This window comes from Methylobacterium fujisawaense (assembly GCF_014138435.1).
Taxonomy (GTDB): domain Bacteria; phylum Pseudomonadota; class Alphaproteobacteria; order Rhizobiales; family Beijerinckiaceae; genus Methylobacterium; species Methylobacterium fujisawaense.
On the sequence record NZ_JACJIM010000002.1, the window covers coordinates 495,951 to 514,986 of the forward strand.

Below are 19,036 nucleotides of genomic sequence, written 5' to 3' on the forward strand. Positions count from 1 at the left end.
GGGACTCGGGAGACGGGTGGCGATGCGCTCGGGACGGCGAGACAGGAAGGCCGAGCCGCCCGAGCGATGGAGGCCGGGTTCGGGCTGGCGCGCTGCGTGCCCGCGCCCGGGCCCATGAACATCCGACCCCGCGACGCCGCCATACACGGGTCTGAGCCCCCGCTGAGCCGCGGCAGCCGCCGGACCTTCATCGCCCTCGCCCTCGCGGCGGCCATACCGGTCCTGTTGCTGAGCGGCTGGGTCGCCACGCTCATGGCGCAGCAGCAGCGCGACCTCGCCCGGAACGCTGCGGTCGCCAGCGCGACCCGTGTGGCCGAGCGCGTCGCCTCGGACATTGCGGCCCAGATCGCGGTTCTCGAAGCGGAGGCCGCCTCCGCCACCCTCGACCGACCGGATCTCGCGGCCTTCTACGCCGAGGCCGAGCGGCTGAGGCAGGCGCATCCGCTCTGGGAGACGGTGGAACTCGCCGGTCCGGACGGCGCTCAGATCGTCAACCTGCTCCGCTCCCTCGAAGAGGAACTGGGACCGACTTCGGACCGGCAGAGCTTCGACGCCGTGGTGCAGACGCGTCAGCCGGTGATCGGCGGCATCGGTCCGGCCGGCCTGATCTCCGGCAAGCGCCTCGTCGCCCTTCGCGTCCCGGTCATCCGCGACGGGATCCTCCGCTACGTGCTGTCGGTCCGGCTTGCCACAAACGCGGTGAGCTCGATCCTGCGGGATGCCGGTGCCCCCGAGGGCTGGGTCGGTACCATCGTGGATGCGGACGGGAACACCATCGCCCGGACCCGGGCCGAGGTCGAGGAACTCGGCCACCCTGCGAATCCCGCCTTGCAGGCGGCGATCCGGCACGCGCCCAACGGATTCTACACCGGCCCGACGCTGGAGGGCGCGAATGTCGAGGTGGTCTACCGGACGCTGAAGCACACCGGCGGCTGGTCGGTGCATTTCGGAATGCCGGTCGCCACCCTCAACGCCCCGGTGTCACGGTCGTATGTCGTGCTGGGCGGCGGCAGCTTCGTCAGCATCGGTCTCGCCCTGGCGCTGGTCGGATTGGTGGGCCGCGACATGGCGCAGCGCCGTGCGGGCGAGCAGGCCCGGTTCTCCCTCGCCCTCCGGTCCAGCGAGGAGCAGGGCGCCGTCGCCGCCGAGGCCGCGGAACTCGGCACGTTGCGCTGGGACACCGTCGCGCGCCGGGTGACGGGTTCTGCGCGCGCGGCCGAGCTTCTGGGGTGGCGGGCGGCCGCGGAAGGGCGCGACAGCGCCGTGGACGCCGATACCGTCCTGCAGGCGGTCGAGCCGGAGGATCGCGGGCGCCTGAGCGAAGCCCTGCGCCGGAGCCTCGCGGAGGGTACGCCGCTCGACGTCGAGTTCCGCGTGAACCGGCTCGATCGGGAACCGCGCTGGGTCCGCGTGGCCGGTCGCGTGCCACAGCTTCACGAGGACACCCCGGATGGGCTGATCTACGGCGTGGTCTCGGATATCGAGCCGCGCAAGCGCGCCGAGGCCGAACGGTCCGCGCTGCTCCGCCGCCTCGGCGAGGCGCAGGAGAACGAGCAGCGCCGGATCGCGCGGGAACTCCACGATCAGGTCGGCCAGACGGTGACCGGCCTGTCGCTGGGCCTCAAGAGCATGGAGCGGCTCCTGGCCCGCGGTGCCACAGCCGAAGCCGGAAGGCAGATGGAGTGGCTGCAAGCGCTTGCCGGGGAGATCGGACGCGACATCCATCGGGCTGCCGTCGACCTGAGGCCGACCGCCCTCGACGATCTCGGCCTGCGCGAGGCGCTCGCGACCCTGCTACGCGACTGGAGCCAGCGGCACGGGATCCGCGCCGATCTGGAATGCCTGAACGAGGCGACCCGTCTGCCGGCCGCCATCGAGACGGCCGTCTACCGGATCGTGCAGGAGGCCCTCACCAACGTGCTCAAGCATGCCCGCGCCGCGAGCGTCAGCGTCTCCGTGGAGAAGCGCACCACCGAGATGCGGGTCGTCATCGAGGATGACGGCGTCGGCTTCAACGCCGAGGACCTTCGCGACCGTTCCGGCAGCGATGGACAGGCCAAGCTGCGGCTGGGACTGTCCGGGATCCGCGAGCGCCTGTCCCTTCTCGGCGGGACACTCACGCTGGAATCGTCCCCGGATGTCGGCACAACCCTGTTCGTGACCATTCCCGTACCGCACCATCCCGAACCCTGAGGAGAAGCGCCCGATGGATCGCATTCGCGTCGCCCTGGCCGACGACCACCCCATCGTCCTCGCCGGGATCCGGACGCTCCTGAACGCCGACCCCGAGATCGAGCTGGTGGGCGAGGCCACGAATGGCAGCGAGGCGCTGCCGATGATTCATGCGGCCGACCCCGACGTCGCCGTGGTCGACGTTTCGATGCCCGGTCTCAACGGGCTCGAGCTCACCGAGCGCGTGGCGGATGCGTGCCCGCGGACGCGCGTGCTGGTTCTGACGGTCCATGAGGATGCGGCCTACGTCCAGCCGCTGCTCAAGGCCGGCGCCCGGGGATACCTGCTCAAACGCTCGGCCGCGGAGGATCTGCTCCGCGCGGTCCGCGCCGTCGCCGCAGGCGGCGTCTATCTCGACCCTTCGGTGGCGAGCCATGCCCTGGCGCATCCTGCAGCAGACTCCCGGATCTCGGTGGCCGAGCCTGCCGCAGACGCGCTGAGCCCGCGCGAGACGGACGTCCTTCGCCTGATCGCCCAGGGCTTCAGCAACAAGGAGATCGCGCGCCGCTTCGATCTCAGCGTCAAGTCCGTGGAGACCTACAAGGCGCGGGCCGCCGAAAAGCTCGGCCTGCGCACGCGTGCGGAGATCATCCGTTACGCGGCCGCGCACGGATGGCTCGATGCCCTGGCCCTGCGCTAGGAGCCGCGATTCTTTGAGCGCGACGGATCAAATCGCGGCGCGGTTCGTCTGTCTGGCGGACCGAATACGGATGAGGGGAGACGTGTGAGCGTCGGATTGATTGCCCTGCTGGACGATGTCGCCTTCATGGTCAGGAGTGCGGCGGCGTCCCTCGACGACGTGGCAGGCCAGGCCGCGAAAGCCGGAACCAAAGCGGCCGGTGTCGTCATCGACGATGCGGCGGTCACGCCCCGCTACGTCGTCGGCTTCGCGGCAGAGCGCGAGCTGCCAATCGTTGGCAAGATCGCCGTCGGATCGCTCCGCAACAAGCTCCTGTTCCTGCTCCCGGGCGCCCTGGCGCTGAGCGCCTTCGCGCCTTGGGCGATCACGCCGCTCCTGATGCTGGGTGGTGCGTATCTCTGCTACGAAGGCACCGAGAAGGTCTACGAGGGCCTCTTTCCCCATCGCGCCCACGGCGACGCGGCGGACCACGCGGACGGCGCCGGTGGCGCTGCGGCCGGAGAAGAGCGCCGCGTGGCGAGTGCCATCAAGACCGACTTCATCCTCTCGGCCGAGATCATGGCCATCACCCTCGCGGCCTTGCCGGAGGGCAGCTTCTGGATGCGGGCGGCCGTCCTGGCCATCGTTGCTCTGGGCATCACCGTGGGCGTCTACGGCGTGGTCGCTGTGATCGTGAAGGCTGACGACGCGGGCCTCGCTCTGGCCCGCAGCACGGCCGGGCCGCCGCTCGGAAGCCTCGTCCGCGGGCTCGGCCGCGGCGTCGTCAAAGGCATGCCGATCCTGCTCGGTCTCCTGGCGGTCGTCGGTACGGCGGCCATGATCTGGGTCGGCGGCGGGATCCTGATGCACGGCCTGGAGACCTACGGCCTGGCATGGCCCGCGCACGCCGCCCACGACGCGGCGACGGCAGCGTCCGCGCGCCTGCCGTTCGCCAAGGGCTTCGTCGAATGGCTGGTCACCGCCCTCGCGTCGGGCCTGATCGGGCTGGTGGTCGGCGGCCTGCTGATTCCGCTCACGAGCTTCGTGCTGGCGCCGACGTGGCACGCCCTGTCGGCCCTGCGGAAGCAGACTGCCTGATCCGAGAAACGTCGAGGCCAAGCGGTACGGTGGTCCCGACGGTCACCGTATTGCTCGGCCTCCTCCGGAGCCCCATGGCCCGGCGGTCGAGGATGCTTCTGCAGGACCCAGAAACGACAAAGGCCGCAGAGCTGCGGCCTTGTAAGTCGATCGTATGGTTGGGAAAACTGGAGCGGGCGAAGGGATTCGAACCCTCGACCCCAACCTTGGCAAGGTTGTGCTCTACCCCTGAGCTACACCCGCTCACTAGTGCCGCGCCGCCTGGACTTTCGTGCCGGCGGCCCCCGGCGCGGCTCTCTAAACACCATTCCGGCGGACGACGCAAGCGCCCTTTTCGCGAACCGTGACGATTTACCAATTCGGGTCCGGCGGGAGGCCTTCGTGGATCTCGCGGAGCCGGGCGCGGGTCCCCCGGGTGGTGCCCTCGGGCAATGCGTCCAGCGCGAAGAAGGCGCATTCGGCGACCTCCCGGTCCGGCGCCTTGGGACGCAGCACCGTGAAGGCCGGCAGGACGAACAATGCGACGTGATCGCGGGGGGCGGCCACCACATTCCGGTAGAGGGCATGCAGGCGCGGCTCCCCCTGGGGCACGATCTCGGCCTCCTCGCGGAATTCCCGCACCATCGCGTCGCGCACGGCCTCGCCGCGCTCCACACCGCCGCCGGGCAGGTGCCAGCCGCTGACATAGGTGTGGCGCACGAGGGCCACACGTCCCGCCCCGTCCAGGGCGACGCCGCGCACGCCGAGGGTCATGCCCCGGGACGCGAGAGCCCCGAGGTGGAACAGGCGCCGCAGGAGCGGCCGGTCGAGGAGCATGCGGGTGCGCGGCTCAGACGACGTCGAGGGTGATCTCGCCGAGCCCGGCGATCGCCGCGACCATGCGCTGACCGCGCTGGACCGGGCCGACGCCGGCGGGCGTGCCGGTGAAGATCAGGTCGCCCGGTTGCAGGGCGAAGTAACCCGACAGGTAGGCGATCTGCTCGGCGACGGACCAGATCATGTCGGCCAGGTCGCCCTTCTGACGAATCTCGCCGTCCACCGACAGCGTGATCGCGCCCCGCGCCGGATGGCCGAAAACGGAGACCGGATGCAGCGCGCCGATCGGGCCGGACCCGTCGGCCGCCTTGGCGGTGTCCCAGGGCCGCGACATCTTCTTGGCCTCGTCCTGGACGTCGCGCCGGGTCATGTCGAGGCCGACCGCGTAGCCGTAGACGTGGTCGAGGGCGGTCTCCGCCGGGATGTCGCTGCCGCCGCTGGCGAGGGCCGCCACCATCTCGACCTCGAAATGGTAGTTGCCGGTCTTCGGGGGGTAGGCGTGAGGCGTCGGCTCGGAACCGACGATCTGCAGGGCGTCCGCGGGCTTCATGAAGAAGAACGGCGGCTCCCGGTCGGGGTCCGCCCCCATCTCGCGGGCATGGGCGGCGTAGTTGCGGCCGACGCAGTAGACGCGGCGCACGGGAAACAGGTCGCTGCTGCCCACGATGGGGAGCGCGATGCGTTGCGGGTTCTGGATGACGGAGAGCATCTCTGCCTCTGCGGTGGATCGTCCGGACGGCCCGGCGCGACGACGCCCGGGCCCTACATCATCGTTGTAAGGTCCGCACCGGCGCGCGCCATACCGGAGCTTGCGTACCCCCGCCCCTGGCCTACAGAATCTTTGCGATGACCCCGACAGCCGCCCTCGACACCCTGCTGACCGCCCTGCGGGACGGGCTCGGCGCGCGGCACGTGCTGACCGATCCGGACGCCCTGGCGCCCTACCTGACCGAGAGCCGGCGCCTGTTCACCGGATCGGCCCTCGCCGTGCTGCGGCCCGGGAGCACCGAGGAGGTCGCCTTCGCGGTCCGCGCCTGCACGCAGGCCGGCATCGCGGTCGTGCCGCTCGGCGGCAATACCGGCCTGACGGGCGCCGGGGTGCCGCAAGGAGGCGTGGTGCTGTCCCTGGAGCGCATGACCCGGTTGCGGGCGGTCGATCCGGTGGATGCCACCATCACGGTGGAGGCCGGGATGATCCTTCAGGACGTGCAGGACGCGGCCGAGGCGGCCGGCATGCTGTTTCCGCTCTCCTATGCGTCCTGCGGTTCGGCCCGGATCGGCGGCGGCGTCAGCACCAATGCCGGCGGGATCGCGGTCCTCGCCTACGGCAACGCCCGCGACCTCGTCCTGGGGCTGGAGGTCGTGCTCGCGGACGGACGGGTCTGGAACGGGCTCAAGTCCCTGCGCAAGGACAATGCCGGCTACGACCTGAAGCAGCTCTTCATCGGCTCCGAAGGCACGCTGGGCATCGTCACCGCGGCCGTGCTGAAGCTGTTCCCGCGGCCGCGCTCCACGAGCGTCGCCTTCGTCGGGCTCGTTTCGGCCAGGGCCGCCCTCGACCTGTTCGTATTCCTGCGGGCGCGGATGGACCGCGACCTGACGGCCTTCGAATACCTCCCGCCCTTCGCCCTGGAGATCGTGCTGCGCCACATCCCGGGGACGGTGCAGCCGCTGCATGGCGCGCACGGCGCCTACGCGCTGATCGAGGTCGCGTCCGCGCGCCCGGATGCCGACACGCAGGCCGAGCTGGAATCCGCCCTCGGGCAGGCCCTGGCGGACGGGGTGATCGCGGATGCCACGATCGGCACCAGCGGCGCCCAGAACGCCGCGCTCTGGCGTCTGCGGGAGGGCGTTCCCGAGGCGCAGACCCGCGAAGGCGCGTCGATCAAGCACGACGTGTCGGTACCGCTGTCGCGGCTCCCCGCGTTCTTGGAGCAGGCAGGCGCGGCCTGCACGGCGGAGATGCCCGGCCTGCGACCCTGCGGATTCGGCCATTTCGGCGACGGCAACATCCATTTCAACCTGTCCCAGCCGTCCGGCATGGCGGCGGCGGAGTTCCTGGCCGAATGGGGCCGATTCAACCGGATCGTTCACGACATCGTGCACGACCTCGGCGGTTCCATCGCCGCCGAGCACGGGGTCGGCCTGATCAAGCGCGAGGAACTCGCCCGCTACGGCGATCCGGTCGGGCTCGACCTCATGCGGCGCCTGAAGGCCGCCCTCGACCCCGAGGACCTGCTCAACCCCGGCAAGGTCATCATCCGGGACGACCGCGACGCCTCGACGGCGCGCTGAGGAATTTTGTGCATCGCGCCATAATTCGGCGCGGAGCCGGGTGCAGGACAGCAACGCCGCGCCGTCATCCGCCGGGGTGGCCCGCTGCGTTAAGCCGCTGCTAACGCTTCGGACAGACCTTCACCGTAGACGACAAAGACGGGTCCTTCGGCGCCAGGCATGGCAATTGCTCAGAGGCCTTCCTATCTCGCAGATGCGAGATCGAGCGACGAACCGTCACCGACAGGCTGTTTTCATATCTCTTTGGAGACCGACGGAATGCCCACCTCTCAGGCCCGCGTGCAGACCAACGAGGCGAGCCGCTACCTGCAGCAGCTCTGCCGGCACTGGAGCCACAAGTTCAAGGTCGAGGCGACGCCCGTGCACGGCACCGTGCCGTTCGGCGAGGACCGCGTCTGCACCTTCGACGCCGAGCCCGACGCCCTGGTGATGCGCATCGACAGCTCCGACCCGGTGAACCTCACCCGGCTCGAGAACGTCGTGGCCGACCACCTCGCCCGCTTCGCATTCCGCGAGAGCCTCGGCGACATCCGCTGGTCGCGCGCCGCCTGACGGCCCGCGCAGCGCGGTCACGTTCGACCCGTCCGGCCCCTGGCCCGGGCGGGGTCTCGCGATCCGGAACGGCCCGCGGCGGTGGCGCACCAGGTGGCGCACCACTTGCACGCGAGTCCGGCTTGCGGCCAGATCGGTCGCCGCCGAGACCGGGATCGATCCATGAAGCGACGCACCCTGCTGACAGGCGCCGGAGCGCTGGTGGCCGGGACGCTCGCCCGTCCGGCCCTGGTGCGGGCGGCCTCCGCGACGACGCTGCGCTTCGTGCCCTACGCGGATCTGGCGCTTCTCGACCCGATCATCACCACGAACTACGTCACGCGCACCCATGCGCTGATGGTGTTCGATACACTCTACAGCCTGGATGCCGCCTACCGGGCCCAGCCGCAGATGGTGGCGGGCCACGAGGTCACGGCCGACGGCCTCACCTGGCGCCTGACCCTGCGGGACGGCCTGCGCTTCCATGACGGCACGCCGGTCCTCGGCCGCGACGTTGTGGCGAGCCTCAAACGCTGGTCGCAGCGGGACGCCTACGGTGGGGCGCTGTTCGACACGGTGGACGACCTCTCGGCGCCCTCCGACACCATGGTGCAGTTCCGCCTGAAACGGCCCTTCCCGCTCCTGCCGGACGCCCTCGCCAAGCCGACCTCCTATGTCCCGGTGATCATGCCGGAGCGCCTGAGCGCGACGCCGGCGACGCAGGCGGTGCCGGAGATCGTCGGCAGCGGCCCGTATCGGTTCGTCGCCGCCGAGCGGGTTCCGGGCTCGCTCAACGTCTACCGCCGGTTCGAGGAGTATCGACCCCGTCCGGACGGGACGGCGAGCTTCACCGCCGGACCGCGCATCGCGCATTTCGACCGCATCGAGTGGCGCACGATCCCCGACGGCGCGACCGCGGCCGGCGCCCTGCGCTCGGGCGAGATCGACTGGTGGGAGCAGCCCCTCGTCGATCTCGTGCCCGACCTGATGCGCCAGCCGGCCGTGCGGGTGGATCTGGTGGAGACCGCCGGGCTGATCGGACAGATCCGCCTCAACCACACCCTGCCGCCCTTCGACAATCCCGCGATCAGCCGCGCGCTGCTCTCGGCCGTCGACCAGACCGAGATGATGGATGCGGTCGCCGGCAGCGACCCGGCGATCCGCCGCGGGCCCGTCGGGATCTTCACCGCGGGTGGTCCGATGGCGTCATCGGCCGGCATGGCGGTGCTCACCGGCCCTCGCGACCTCGCCGCCGCGAAGCGGGCGCTCGCCGAGGCGGGCTACAAGGGCGAGCGGGTGGTGCTGCTCTCCGGGACCGACGTGCCGCGGATCAACGCGATCTGCGAGGTGATGGCCGATGCCTGCCGCAAGCTCGGGATGAACCTCGACGTCGTCGCCACCGATTGGGGGACCGTGAACCAGCGGATCCTGAACGCGAAGCCCCTGGACCAGGGCGGCTGGTCAATGTTCGGGATCTTCTCCGGCGGGCTGGACCATCTCTCGCCGGCCTACCATCTGGCCGCCCGCGGGAACGGCCGCGCGGGCGTCCCGAGCTGGCTCACGGACGCCCCCCTGGAGGAAATGCGCAGCGCGTGGTTCGCCGCGCCGGACCTCGCCGCCCAGAAGGCGCTCGCGGCGCGGATCCAGGCGCGCGCCCTGGAGGTCGGCGCCTATCTCCCCTGCGGCCAGTACTTCCAGCCGACCGCCTACCGGCGCGACCTCGAAGGCATGCTGACCGGGCTGCCGCTGTTCTGGAACCTGCGCCGGTCGGCCTGAGCGCGCAGCCGCCGGGTCACCCGACGCTCATCAGGCTGGCATTGCCGCCGGCCGCCGCGGTGTTGATCGCTGTGGAGATTTCCTCGACCAAGCCCGCCGGATCGTAGAGATCGCCGGCCGCCAGCGCCTCCGGCTCGCGGGCCTGGAGCGGCAGGATGGCTCCGTCGCGGGCCGCGATGGCGGCGTTGAGATCCCGCAGGGCTGTCGCATCGCCCGCGAACAGGACGCCCTGGACGTCGCCCGCGCGGTCGAGATCCGGAGCCCAGGCGATCCGGGCCGCGCACACCGCCGGCAGACCGTCCAGGGCCGCACCGCTGCCGCCGGCGGCGACGATAACCGCCGCGTTGCCGGTGCCGAGGATCGCCCCGAGCTGGAGCAGGAGCGCCGTCTCCGTCGCCGCGATGGCGGCGACGCGCCCGCGCGGACGCAGGGCGTACAGATTGCGCTCACCCACCGGTCCGGCCAGCGCGATCGGGGCGGATCCGGGATAGCGGACGGTCTCCAGCCTCTCCGCGAGATCGTGGCGACGGCGCGACCGCAGCCACGCCACGTAAGGGCGCAGCGCCGCCTCGTCGGCGGGCAGCCCGTCGCGGGCGGCGGCGGGCGGTCTCCGCACCAGCCGGCCGAGGGCCAGCGGGCCCCCGGCCTTGGGGCCCGTCCCCGACAGGCCCGAGCCGCCGAAGGGCTGCACGCCCACCACCGCGCCGATGATGTTGCGGTTCACGTAACGGTTGCCGGCCCGCACTCGGCCGAGGACGTGGTCGATGGTCTCGTCGACGCGGCTGTGCAGCCCAAAGGTCAGCCCGTAGCCGGTGGCATCGATCGCCGCGAGGAGCCTGTCGAGGGTATCCCGACGGTAGCGCAGCACATGCAGCACCGGGCCGAACACCTCCTGCTCGACATCGGCGACCGCCCCGATCTCGATCAGCGTCGGCGGTACGAAGGTCCCGGCGCCGGCCGCGGGCGGCAGGGGCAACTGCTCCACGGGAAACCCCCGCGCGCGCAGGCTCGCCACATGATCGGCGAGGCGGGCGGCGGCGTCGGCGGTGATGACCGGTCCGACATCGACGGCGAGGCGCCGCGGGTCGCCGACCTGCAGCTCCCGCAGGGCGCCCTTGAGCATGTGCAGCGTCCGGTCGGCGATCTCCTCCTGCAGGCACAGGATCCGCAGCGCCGAGCAACGCTGGCCAGCGGAATCGAAGGCCGAGGCGATCACGTCGGCCACCACCTGCTCGGCAAGCGCGGAGGAATCGACCACGAGGGCGTTCTGGCCGCCGGTCTCGGCGACGAAGGGCACCGGCTCGCCGAAGCGGTTCAGCCGCCCCGCGAGTGCGCGCTGGATGGCCTTGGCCACCGCGGTCGAGCCGGTGAACATCACGCCCTGCACGCGCGGATCCGCGACCAGGGCGGCGCCGACACGGCCGTCCCCCGGCAGCAGGTGAAGGGCATCCGCCGGGATCCCGGCCGCGTGGAGCACGCGGATCGCCGCGGCGGCGATCAGGGGCGTCTCCTCCGCGGGCTTGGCCAGGACCGTGTTCCCCGCCGCGAGGGCGGCCGCGGCCTGCCCGACGAAGATCGCCAGGGGGAAATTCCACGGCGCGATGCAGGCGACCGGGCCGAGCGGCGCGTGCGCGTCGCCGAGGATTCGCTCGGCCTCGGCGGCGTCGTAGCGCAGGAAATCGACCGCCTCGCGGATCTCCGCCACGGCGTTCGCGTAGGTCTTGCCCGCCTCCCGCACGATGAGCCCGATCAGCGCCGGCATCTGCGCCTCGAAGGCGTCGGCGGCCCGCCGCAGGCAGACGGCGCGCGCGGCCGCCGGCGTCGCCGCCCAGCCGGCGGCGGCCGCTTCCGCCCGGGCCACGGCGCCTACGACCGCCGCAGCCGTCGCCGCCCGGCCGAAACCGACGACGTCCCGGTGGTCGGCGGGATTGCGCACGGGCTCGTCGGCCGCCGCGTCGTCCTCGCCCGACGGCACCGCCCGCCAGACGGTGCGCTCGCTCGCCAGCAACCCCTCCGAGAGATCGGCGAGGGCTACCTCGTCGGCGAGGTCGAGACCGGCGGCGTTCATGCGGTGCGAACCGTACAGGTCCCGGGGAGCCGCGATCCGCGGATGCGGCGCTCCGGGACTTGGCATGGCCTCCACGGCGGTGACGGGGTCGGCGATCAACGCCGCGATCGGCACGGCCGCGTCGGCGACTTGGTTGACGAAGGAGGTGTTCGCCCCGTTCTCCAGAAGCCGCCGGACGAGATAGGCGAGCAGGGTCTCGTGCGTGCCCACCGGCGCGTAGATCCGGCAGGGGCGGCGCAGGCGCTCTCCGGCGACCACGGCCTCGTAGAGCGGCTCGCCCATGCCGTGCAGGCACTGGAACTCGTACTGGCCGGGCCGAAAATCCGGGCCTCCCATCTCGACGATGCTCGCCAGGGTCTGGGCGTTGTGGGTAGCGAACTGCGGGAAGACCGCGTCCGGAGCCGCGAGGAGCCGACGCGCGCAGGCGAGATACGAGACGTCGGTGTGAAGCTTCCGGGTGAAGACCGGGAAGTCCGCCAGACCGTCCACCTGCGCCCGCTTGATCTCGCTGTCCCAATAGGCGCCCTTGACCAGACGCACCATCAGCCGCCGACGGCTTCGGCGGGCGAGATCGATCAGCACGTCGATGACGAAGGGACACCGCTTGCCGTAAGCCTGGACCACGAAGCCGAGCCCGTCCCAGCCAGCGAGGTCCGGATCGAGGGCGAGCCGCTCCAGGATATCGAGAGACAGGTCGAGGCGATCGGCCTCCTCGGCGTCGATGTTCAGGCCCATCCCGTAGCCCTTGGCGAGGCGGGCGAGGTCCCACACACGGGGATGGAGTTCGGCCAGAACACGGTCGCGCTGCGACCGCACGTAGCGGGGATGGAGCGCCGACAGCTTGATCGAGATGCCGGGTCCGAGGAGCACGCCGCGGCCGGCGGAGGCCGCCCCGATCGCCCGGATCGCCTCCGCGTAGGCGCGCCGGTAGCGTTCCGCATCCTCGGCGGTCACGGCAGCCTCGCCGAGCATGTCGTACGAGTACGTGAAGCCCTTGGCCTCGCGCCGCCCGGCATGCCGCAGGGCCTCGGCGATCGTCCGCCCGGCCACGAATTGCTCGCCCATCATCCGCATGCAGAGATCGACGCCGGTGCGGATCACCGGCTCACCGCCGCGGGCGATCAGGCGGGTGAGCGCGGCGGACAGGCCGGCCTCGTCCCGGGTCGCGGCGAGCTTGCCGGTGACGAGCAGGCCCCAGGTCGCCGCGTTCACGAAAGGCGACGGGCTGTGCCCGAGATGGGCCGCCCAGTCGCCGCCCGCGATCTTGTCGCGGATCAGCGCGTCCCGCGTCGCCGTGTCGGGGATTCGCAGCAGCGCCTCGGCGAGGCACATCAGCGCCACGCCCTCCTGGCTCGACAGCGCATATTCGTGGATCAGCCCCTCGACGCCGCCGCGGCGCCCCTGCCGACGCAGGGTTTCGACCAGGTGTCCCGCATGTTCGGCGACGCGCCGGGCGGCCTCGGGCGACAGGCGGGCCTGATCGAGGAGCGCCGCCACACACTCGCTCTCGGGGCGCAGACAGGCCGCGGTCACGGCCTGCCTCAGGGGCGACCGGTCCGGCAGGTCGGCGGCGAGCCGGCGGAAGGCAGCGCTCGCCCGGACGGCCGCAGCTTCGACGACGCCGGTCCCGGACATAATCCGTCCCTCCGACACGGCACAATGCCGCGCCGTTGCGACCTCAGGCTACACAATCCGGGCGCCGCGTCGAAGCCGGGGTGCCGACGGAAAGGCTTGGCCCGACCGGCCCGTCCCGGGCGGTCACGGTCACGCGGCCTCACCTTTCAGGAGCGAAGCCTGCGCCTGCGCGAGATCGGATCCCGTATGCAGGGATGCCCCGGCGATGAACTAGGTCAATCCATAGGCTTCCGCCCGCATAAGGTCTTGTCGTATGTTTTGGCCGTCTATTGGTCCGCTAGCCGCGAGTTACATTAGACTATATTGAGATATATTAGGGCATTCAATCGTTTTGCACATTCGGATTGTCCGCCCTCGGTTGCGGACCGCTCAGGTCAGAGCCCACGTCTCGATGAGGACGCCGCATGCCGCGTTTGGAGATCACCGGCACCGAACGACGCTACAACACGGTCGCAGCCATCGAAGACAACGGTGCGTGGCAGATGGTCATGCCCTTTCCGCGGGCTTCGATCCGCGCCGCCGCCCTTGTCGGCGATGAGAGGCTGATCTGCCTGTCCGAAGACGGGGAACTCTGCCTGATCGCGTGGCGCTCGCGCCGGGATGTCGTGCGGCGGCGCCTGCCGCGCGGGGATTCCTGTGCCCGTAGGCTGTTCGTCACGCGCGATGCCGAGCTGATCGCAGCCTATGTGAGCCATGTTCCGAGCGACGAGACCCAATACCTCCACCGCCTCGTCGTCCTGCGGGCGGCGGATCTCGAAATCCTGCTGGATGGGCGGGGGATCACCTGGCCGTCCGACGGTCCGATCGGACGTCTTTCCGCCGAGGAGGCTTATCCGCCGCGACCGGGTGGACCGGCCATCCTGACGATTCACGGCGATCTGTTCGAGGATCCGGAGGGAAGGCTGGCCTTCATCGGCCTCCGATGTGGGCCGGGCGGGTCGTCCTACGGGCTTTGCCGCCTGGAGCGAACCGACGGGTCGGTGCGCTACGATCCGCTTCCGGACGCGGTGAAACCGTATTGGTTCAGCCCGAGCGGCCGCTACGCAGTCACGCCGCGCCTCGATCCTTCGCCCAGGGAATCCGAAGCGGCAGCGGATGCGGTGGGGGACGATCCCCGACACCGCGCACAGGCCGTCGAACTCTGGACGACCGAACCCGTCGCCCACGTCGCGACCCTCGTCGCGCGCCCGGGCCCCGAGCCGCACCGCGTCATGACGGAGGTGGCCTGGGAACCGGACGAGCGGGCGCTCTGGGTCAAGTACGGGTTCTTCTGGGATCAGAAAACAGAGTTCCAGTGCATCGGCCTGGACGGCGCCCGCTCGCCCGTCTTCGCGTTCGGCCGCTATGCGGGCGCCAAGGCCGTTTCCACATTCGGCGACGTGGCCGATGCCGAGAGGGTCGAGATCCGCTTCTACAGCGACGCCGTCTTCATTCCGCGACCCTGGTGCGCCGATTCGGGGCCCGCGCGGCTGATCGCGCAGGACGAGGACGGGTATCGCCCTCAGGCGTCGGCGGGGCCGAGCGCGTCTGCGGTCGGGCGGTTCCTGGCGCGCTCGCTACCGGTGGTCACCGTGGCGGATTTCTCGGCTGCGGCCATCGCGGAATCGTTGGGCTGGCTCACAGGCCAGATCCGGGCGGATCTCGCCGCCCTTCTGCGGAGCGACGCCCTGGCGCTGACCTTCAGGGTCGGCGGGAAGGCACTGACGGAACCGGCCTTCTTCGCGCGGATCGCGCGCGAGCGCATCGCGGTGGCGCCCGTGCTGCGTGAGCTCCTGACAACCTATCTCGAAGTCCAGCCCGCACTCGTGGCCGCCAGGAACCTGTACCGGCAGATCTGGGGGCCCGATGACAACCAGGGAGCGCTGGCGCCGGCGATGCAGGCGCTGCTCCATCTCGATCCGGCGGCCCACGACGTGTTTCGCGACTATCTCGCCCAGCGCGACGGGGAGCACGAGGACTACTCCACCACGGTGATGATGCAGACCTACATCGCCGCGACGGGCTGGCGGGACAGGGCCATGATCGGGTTCGGCGTCTATTTTGCGCTGATCCGGTACAGGGACGGCGTGATCAGCCTGGGCGGAGGCTTCCTCGAGGAACACGGTGTCCTCGATGCCGCCGAGGGGTTGCTGGATCCCGCCGACTTCGCCGTGCTCATCCGCGAAGAACTCGACGGGTTCGCCGCGCGGCCCGATCTCGATTGCCACCTCGGCCCGGACGCCCTGTCTCGCGAACTCCGAGCCAGCCTCGCGACCACCGCCTATGGCCGACGGGTCCTGGCGGCGCTCGCGGACCGGCCGGCCGCACCGCCCGGCCCGACCTGAGGCCGCGGGACGCGAAACGGTCCGTCGCGCGATCCCGTCACTTCATGGCTTGGGCGTGGGCGGCCTCGATCGCCTCGGTGAGGAGGGGCTGGGCGCCCTTGCGGCGCAGGGTGGCGGTGGGGATCACCACCGGATCGGCGCAGGCCTGGACGACGTGCGCCAGGTCGAACTGCACCGCGAGGCCTCCGACCTTGGCGTCGAGCCACGCCATCATGGCCGGTGGCTGGCCGTCGTAGGTCTCGGTGACCGCCTCGCGGCATTCCTTGTCCGCATCGACGGACTTCGGATCGCCCGTCCTCGGCCGATAGCCCGCGAGGTAGAGTTCGTGCAGCGTTTTGGAGGCGAGCGTCACCATCTTGGTGCCGCCCGCGCCCTCGGCGAGGGCGAGCGTGCCGGTCAGGGATGCGGGCAGCAGGGTGGTCCAATCCACGGGGGCGCCGGTCGTGAGGTCGTAGACGATCGACATCGTGCCGGAGTTCGGATGCGCGCCTCCGCAATACATGCTGTCGGAGATCACGAAGCTCAGGAAACGCGGGCCGCGCATCGGGGTCTCGACGGTCCGCTCCCAGGAGCCGTTCTTCCCATCCTGCGCCTTGCAGTCCCGCGCCGCCGCGAGGGCCTTCGTGTCGAGGCGCTTCACCGCCGCGTTGATCCGCCGCTCGGCGTCGTCGGCCGGCGCAGCGATCTGCGGCATGGCCGCGAGGCCGGGGATCAGGTCGGCCGGCGCCTTCAGGACCACGGGTCCGTCGGCGGCCCAGGCGGGTGTGGCCAAAGCCAGGAGGATCGCGGTCCAACCCGCAGCCCTGCCGCGAGCTCGCCATACGCTCGGCCGGACGGTTCGCTTGGACATGGTGCCGCTTCTCCCGATGGCGGCGGGTCCGACATCCGGGGCCGCCCGCCGTGTCGCGATTCGATGTGTCCGTCCCTACCATCGGCGAACGCCGTTCGGCGCGCGCTTTGACACCTGCGGAAGCGGTGGCAGAAGCCCCGCATGACCGCGATCCTGATCTACGGCGCCACCGGCTATACCGGCCAGCTCCTGGCCGCGCAGGCCGTCGGGCAGGGCCTGCATCCGATCCTGGCGGGGCGCGACGCGCACACGCTGCGGCCGCTTGCTTCCCGGCTCGGTCTGGAGATGCGGGTCGCACGCCTCGACGATGCCGACGGCCTGCGCGCCGCGCTCGCAGGTGTGGCGGCGGTGATCCACGCGGCCGGCCCGTTCTCGAAGACGGCGCGGCCGATGGTGGAGGCCTGCCTCGCCGCGGGCGCGCATTACGTCGACATCACCGGCGAGATCGCGGTGCTGGAGGCGCTCGCCGCGCAGGATGCGGCGGCGAAGGCGGCCGGCCTTGTCCTCCTGCCGGCCGCCGGCTTCGATGTGGTGCCGAGCGATTGCCTCGCCGCCCACGTGGCCGGGCGCCTGCCCGGCGCGACGCATCTGCGCATCTCCATCGGCGGGTTCGGCGGCTTCAGCCGCGGCACCGCCCGCACCATGGTGGAGGGCATCGCCTGGGGGACGCGGGTGCGCCGGGACGGACGCATCGTCGAGTTGCCGAGCCCGCCCCGCGGCACCGCCGATTTCGGCGCCGGCCCGCGCCGGACCGTGGGGCTCGGCTGGGGCGACGTGTCCAGCGCGTGGTACTCGACCGGGGTGCCGAACATCGATGTCTACTTCGAGGCCTTCCCCGCCATGGCGGCGGCGGCCGGTCTGCCCGCCGGAATCCGGCGGATCATCGCCGGCGGCACCGCGCAGCGCCTGATCAACCGCGGTATCGACCGGCTGCCCGCCGGCCCGTCCGCCGCCGCGCGGGAAAAAGCCCGCAGCACCTTCCTGGCGGAAGCCTGGGACGGCGCCGGCCGCCGCGCGGCGAGCCGGATGGAGACCGCCGAGGGCTACACGCTGACGGTCTGGACCGCCCTGGAGATCGCCCGGCGCGTCGCCGCGGGACAGGTCGCGCCGGGCTTCCACACGCCCGTCACCGCCTTCGGCGCCGACTTCATCCTGGGCTTTCCGCATGTGACGCGGACGGATCTCTGACCGGCGCTTAGGACTGGCGCAGCGCTCGATCCGATGCGAGCCGCCCGGGGCTCACACGGTCGCGCCGATCTGCCAGGGGGCGAATTCCGAGGAGCCGAAATCGAACTGCTCGCTCTTCGTCCGCTCCCCGCTCGCGACCCGGAGGATCAGGTCGAAGATCCAGCGCCCGGCCTGCTCCACGCTCTCTTCGCCGTCGAGGATCGTGCCGCAATTGACGTCCATGTCCTCCTCGAGCCGCCGGTACATGGCCGAGTTCGTGGCGATCTTGATCGACGGCGACGGCTTGCAGCCGAATACGCTGCCGCGCCCGGTGGTGAAGCAGACGAGATTCGCCCCGCCCGCCACCTGCCCGGTGGCCGAGACCGGATCGTAGCCGGGCGTGTCCATGAACACGAAGCCCTTGGCGGTGACGGGATCGGCGTAGCGCAGTACGTCGACGAGGTTGGTGCTGCCGGCCTTCGCCATGGCGCCCAGTGACTTCTCCAGGATCGTGGTCAGGCCGCCGGCCTTGTTGCCCGGCGACGGGTTCGCGTCGATCTCCGCTCCCTCCTTGCGGGTGTAGTCCTCCCACCAGTGCATCAGGTCGACGAGCTTCTGGCCCACCTCCGGGCTGACGGCACGGCGGGTGAACAGGTGCTCGGCCCCGTAGGTCTCGGTGGTCTCCGACAGGATCACCGTGCCGCCGTTCTGCACCACGAGGTCGCTGGCGATCCCCAGAGCCGGATTCGCCGAGACGCCGGAATACCCGTCCGAGCCGCCGCATTGCAGGGCGACGATCAGTTCGCTCGCCGGCACCGGCTCACGGTGAACCACGTTCGCCTCGGCCAGGATCCCCTTCACGAAGTCGATGCCGGCCTCGACGGTCTTCCGCGTGCCCCCGAGGCTCTGGATGTTCATGCTGCGGATCCGGTCGCCGAGCCCCTGCTCCTCCAGGAACGCGCCGATCTGGTTCACCTCGCAGCCGAGCCCGATCATCACGATGTGCGAGAAGTTGACGTGCCGCGCGTAGCCCGCGAGCGTCCGCCGCAGGAGCCGCAGCGGCTCGCCCATCGCCATGCCGCAGCCGGTCTTGTGGGTCAGCGCCACGACCCCGTCGACGTTGGGATAGGGGGCGAGCGGGTCGAGGCCGAGGATCGGGTGGCGGCGGAACGCGTCGGCGATCAGGTCGGCCACGTGCGCGCTGCAATTCACCGAGGTGAGGATGCCGACGTAGTTACGGGTGGCCACGCGCCCGTCGGGGCGGCGGATGCCCTGGAAGGTCGCAGGCGGGGTGACGAGCCGCGTCGGCTTGGCGTCGACGCCGAACGCGTAGTCGCGGGCGAATTCGCCCATCCCGAGATTGTGGACGTGGACGTGCCGGCCGGCCGCGATGTCCTCCTTCGCGAAGCCGATGATCTGGCCGTACTTGGTCACCGGCTCGCCGCTCCGGTGCGGACGCACCGCGACCTTGTGGCCGGCCGGGATCCGCTCGGCGGCGACCACGCCCTCCGCGACCGGCGTTCCGGGCTCGATGGTCCCGCGGGCGACGACGACGCCGTCGTCCGGACGCAGGGTGATGACGGGATAGGCGGACATCTCTCTCTCCTGACGATCCGTCGTGTCGC

13 protein-coding genes and 1 tRNA gene are annotated in these 19,036 nt (G+C 71.1%); 8 read left to right on the top strand and 6 right to left on the bottom strand.

The window, feature by feature from the left end:
* Positions 1-114: 114 nt before the first annotated feature.
* From GGQ91_RS07245 to GGQ91_RS07255, 3 genes are all read left to right on the top strand, one after another.
* Positions 115-2,193 (top strand): sensor histidine kinase, encoded by a 2,079-nt coding sequence (locus GGQ91_RS07245; protein WP_182591679.1) that lies wholly within the window; start codon positions 115-117, stop codon positions 2,191-2,193.
* 13 nt (positions 2,194-2,206) lie between these two features.
* Complete coding sequence (locus tag GGQ91_RS07250; RefSeq protein WP_043346486.1) at positions 2,207-2,872, top strand: response regulator; 666 nt, start codon at positions 2,207-2,209, stop codon at positions 2,870-2,872.
* Positions 2,873-2,956: 84 nt separating this feature from the next.
* Entirely contained in the window at positions 2,957-3,949 is a 993-nt protein-coding gene (locus GGQ91_RS07255; RefSeq protein ID WP_043388102.1) for a DUF808 domain-containing protein, read from the top strand.
* A gap of 168 nt (positions 3,950-4,117) precedes the next feature.
* Here GGQ91_RS07255 and GGQ91_RS07260 read toward each other — a convergent pair.
* From GGQ91_RS07260 to GGQ91_RS07270, 3 genes are all read right to left on the bottom strand, one after another.
* A tRNA-Gly gene (locus GGQ91_RS07260) sits at positions 4,118-4,192 on the bottom strand.
* 108 nt (positions 4,193-4,300) lie between these two features.
* A complete protein-coding gene (locus tag GGQ91_RS07265) occupies positions 4,301-4,765 on the bottom strand; it encodes an NUDIX domain-containing protein (RefSeq protein ID WP_043378448.1) in 465 nt (154 codons plus the stop codon).
* A gap of 13 nt (positions 4,766-4,778) precedes the next feature.
* Entirely contained in the window at positions 4,779-5,474 is a 696-nt protein-coding gene (locus GGQ91_RS07270) for a fumarylacetoacetate hydrolase family protein (protein WP_043758285.1), read from the bottom strand.
* A gap of 137 nt (positions 5,475-5,611) precedes the next feature.
* Between GGQ91_RS07270 and GGQ91_RS07275 the strand changes: the two genes are divergently transcribed.
* From GGQ91_RS07275 to GGQ91_RS07285, 3 genes are all read left to right on the top strand, one after another.
* Positions 5,612-7,060, top strand: a complete 1,449-nt coding sequence (locus GGQ91_RS07275) for an FAD-binding oxidoreductase (RefSeq protein WP_182591680.1) — start codon at positions 5,612-5,614, stop codon at positions 7,058-7,060.
* Between the two features lie 258 nt (positions 7,061-7,318).
* Positions 7,319-7,612 carry a DUF2218 domain-containing protein gene (locus GGQ91_RS07280; RefSeq protein ID WP_043352813.1) on the top strand — a complete coding sequence of 98 codons (294 nt, stop codon included), beginning with the start codon at positions 7,319-7,321 and terminating at the stop codon, positions 7,610-7,612.
* 162 nt (positions 7,613-7,774) lie between these two features.
* Entirely contained in the window at positions 7,775-9,367 is a 1,593-nt protein-coding gene (locus tag GGQ91_RS07285; protein ID WP_053611497.1) for an ABC transporter substrate-binding protein, read from the top strand.
* 16 nt (positions 9,368-9,383) lie between these two features.
* On the opposite strand, the gene putA is transcribed toward GGQ91_RS07285, so the two are convergent.
* Positions 9,384-13,070, bottom strand: a complete 3,687-nt coding sequence (putA, locus tag GGQ91_RS07290; RefSeq protein WP_182591681.1) for a trifunctional transcriptional regulator/proline dehydrogenase/L-glutamate gamma-semialdehyde dehydrogenase — start codon at positions 13,068-13,070, stop codon at positions 9,384-9,386.
* Between the two features lie 404 nt (positions 13,071-13,474).
* Between putA and GGQ91_RS07295 the strand changes: the two genes are divergently transcribed.
* A complete protein-coding gene (locus GGQ91_RS07295; RefSeq protein ID WP_246410596.1) occupies positions 13,475-15,394 on the top strand; it encodes a hypothetical protein in 1,920 nt (639 codons plus the stop codon).
* Positions 15,395-15,431: 37 nt separating this feature from the next.
* On the opposite strand, the gene GGQ91_RS07300 is transcribed toward GGQ91_RS07295, so the two are convergent.
* Entirely contained in the window at positions 15,432-16,166 is a 735-nt protein-coding gene (locus GGQ91_RS07300) for a DUF4163 domain-containing protein (protein WP_246410597.1), read from the bottom strand.
* Between the two features lie 219 nt (positions 16,167-16,385).
* Here GGQ91_RS07300 and GGQ91_RS07305 point away from each other — a divergent pair, with 219 nt between their 5' ends.
* Positions 16,386-17,432, top strand: coding sequence for a saccharopine dehydrogenase family protein (locus GGQ91_RS07305; RefSeq protein ID WP_043378461.1), 1,047 nt, complete (start codon positions 16,386-16,388; stop codon positions 17,430-17,432).
* Between the two features lie 51 nt (positions 17,433-17,483).
* Here the strand turns inward: GGQ91_RS07305 and GGQ91_RS07310 are convergent, their stop codons facing one another.
* Entirely contained in the window at positions 17,484-19,007 is a 1,524-nt protein-coding gene (locus GGQ91_RS07310; protein WP_182591683.1) for a UxaA family hydrolase, read from the bottom strand.
* Positions 19,008-19,036: the final 29 nt, after the last annotated feature.

Bases quoted from the DNA above. Each gene is read 5' to 3' on its own strand.
- GGQ91_RS07285 (WP_053611497.1), top strand. From the start codon at position 7,775: ATGAAGCGACGCACCCTGCTGACAGGCGCCGGAGCGCTGGTGGCCGGG.
- GGQ91_RS07275 (WP_182591680.1), top strand. From the start codon at position 5,612: ATGACCCCGACAGCCGCCCTCGACACCCTGCTGACCGCCCTGCGGGAC.
- GGQ91_RS07305 (WP_043378461.1), top strand. From the start codon at position 16,386: ATGACCGCGATCCTGATCTACGGCGCCACCGGCTATACCGGCCAGCTC.
- GGQ91_RS07295 (WP_246410596.1), top strand. From the start codon at position 13,475: ATGCCGCGTTTGGAGATCACCGGCACCGAACGACGCTACAACACGGTC.
- GGQ91_RS07245 (WP_182591679.1), top strand. From the start codon at position 115: ATGAACATCCGACCCCGCGACGCCGCCATACACGGGTCTGAGCCCCCG.
- GGQ91_RS07280 (WP_043352813.1), top strand. From the start codon at position 7,319: ATGCCCACCTCTCAGGCCCGCGTGCAGACCAACGAGGCGAGCCGCTAC.
- putA (WP_182591681.1), bottom strand. From the start codon at position 13,070: ATGTCCGGGACCGGCGTCGTCGAAGCTGCGGCCGTCCGGGCGAGCGCT.
- GGQ91_RS07270 (WP_043758285.1), bottom strand. From the start codon at position 5,474: ATGCTCTCCGTCATCCAGAACCCGCAACGCATCGCGCTCCCCATCGTG.
- GGQ91_RS07265 (WP_043378448.1), bottom strand. From the start codon at position 4,765: ATGCTCCTCGACCGGCCGCTCCTGCGGCGCCTGTTCCACCTCGGGGCT.
- GGQ91_RS07310 (WP_182591683.1), bottom strand. From the start codon at position 19,007: ATGTCCGCCTATCCCGTCATCACCCTGCGTCCGGACGACGGCGTCGTC.
- GGQ91_RS07250 (WP_043346486.1), top strand. From the start codon at position 2,207: ATGGATCGCATTCGCGTCGCCCTGGCCGACGACCACCCCATCGTCCTC.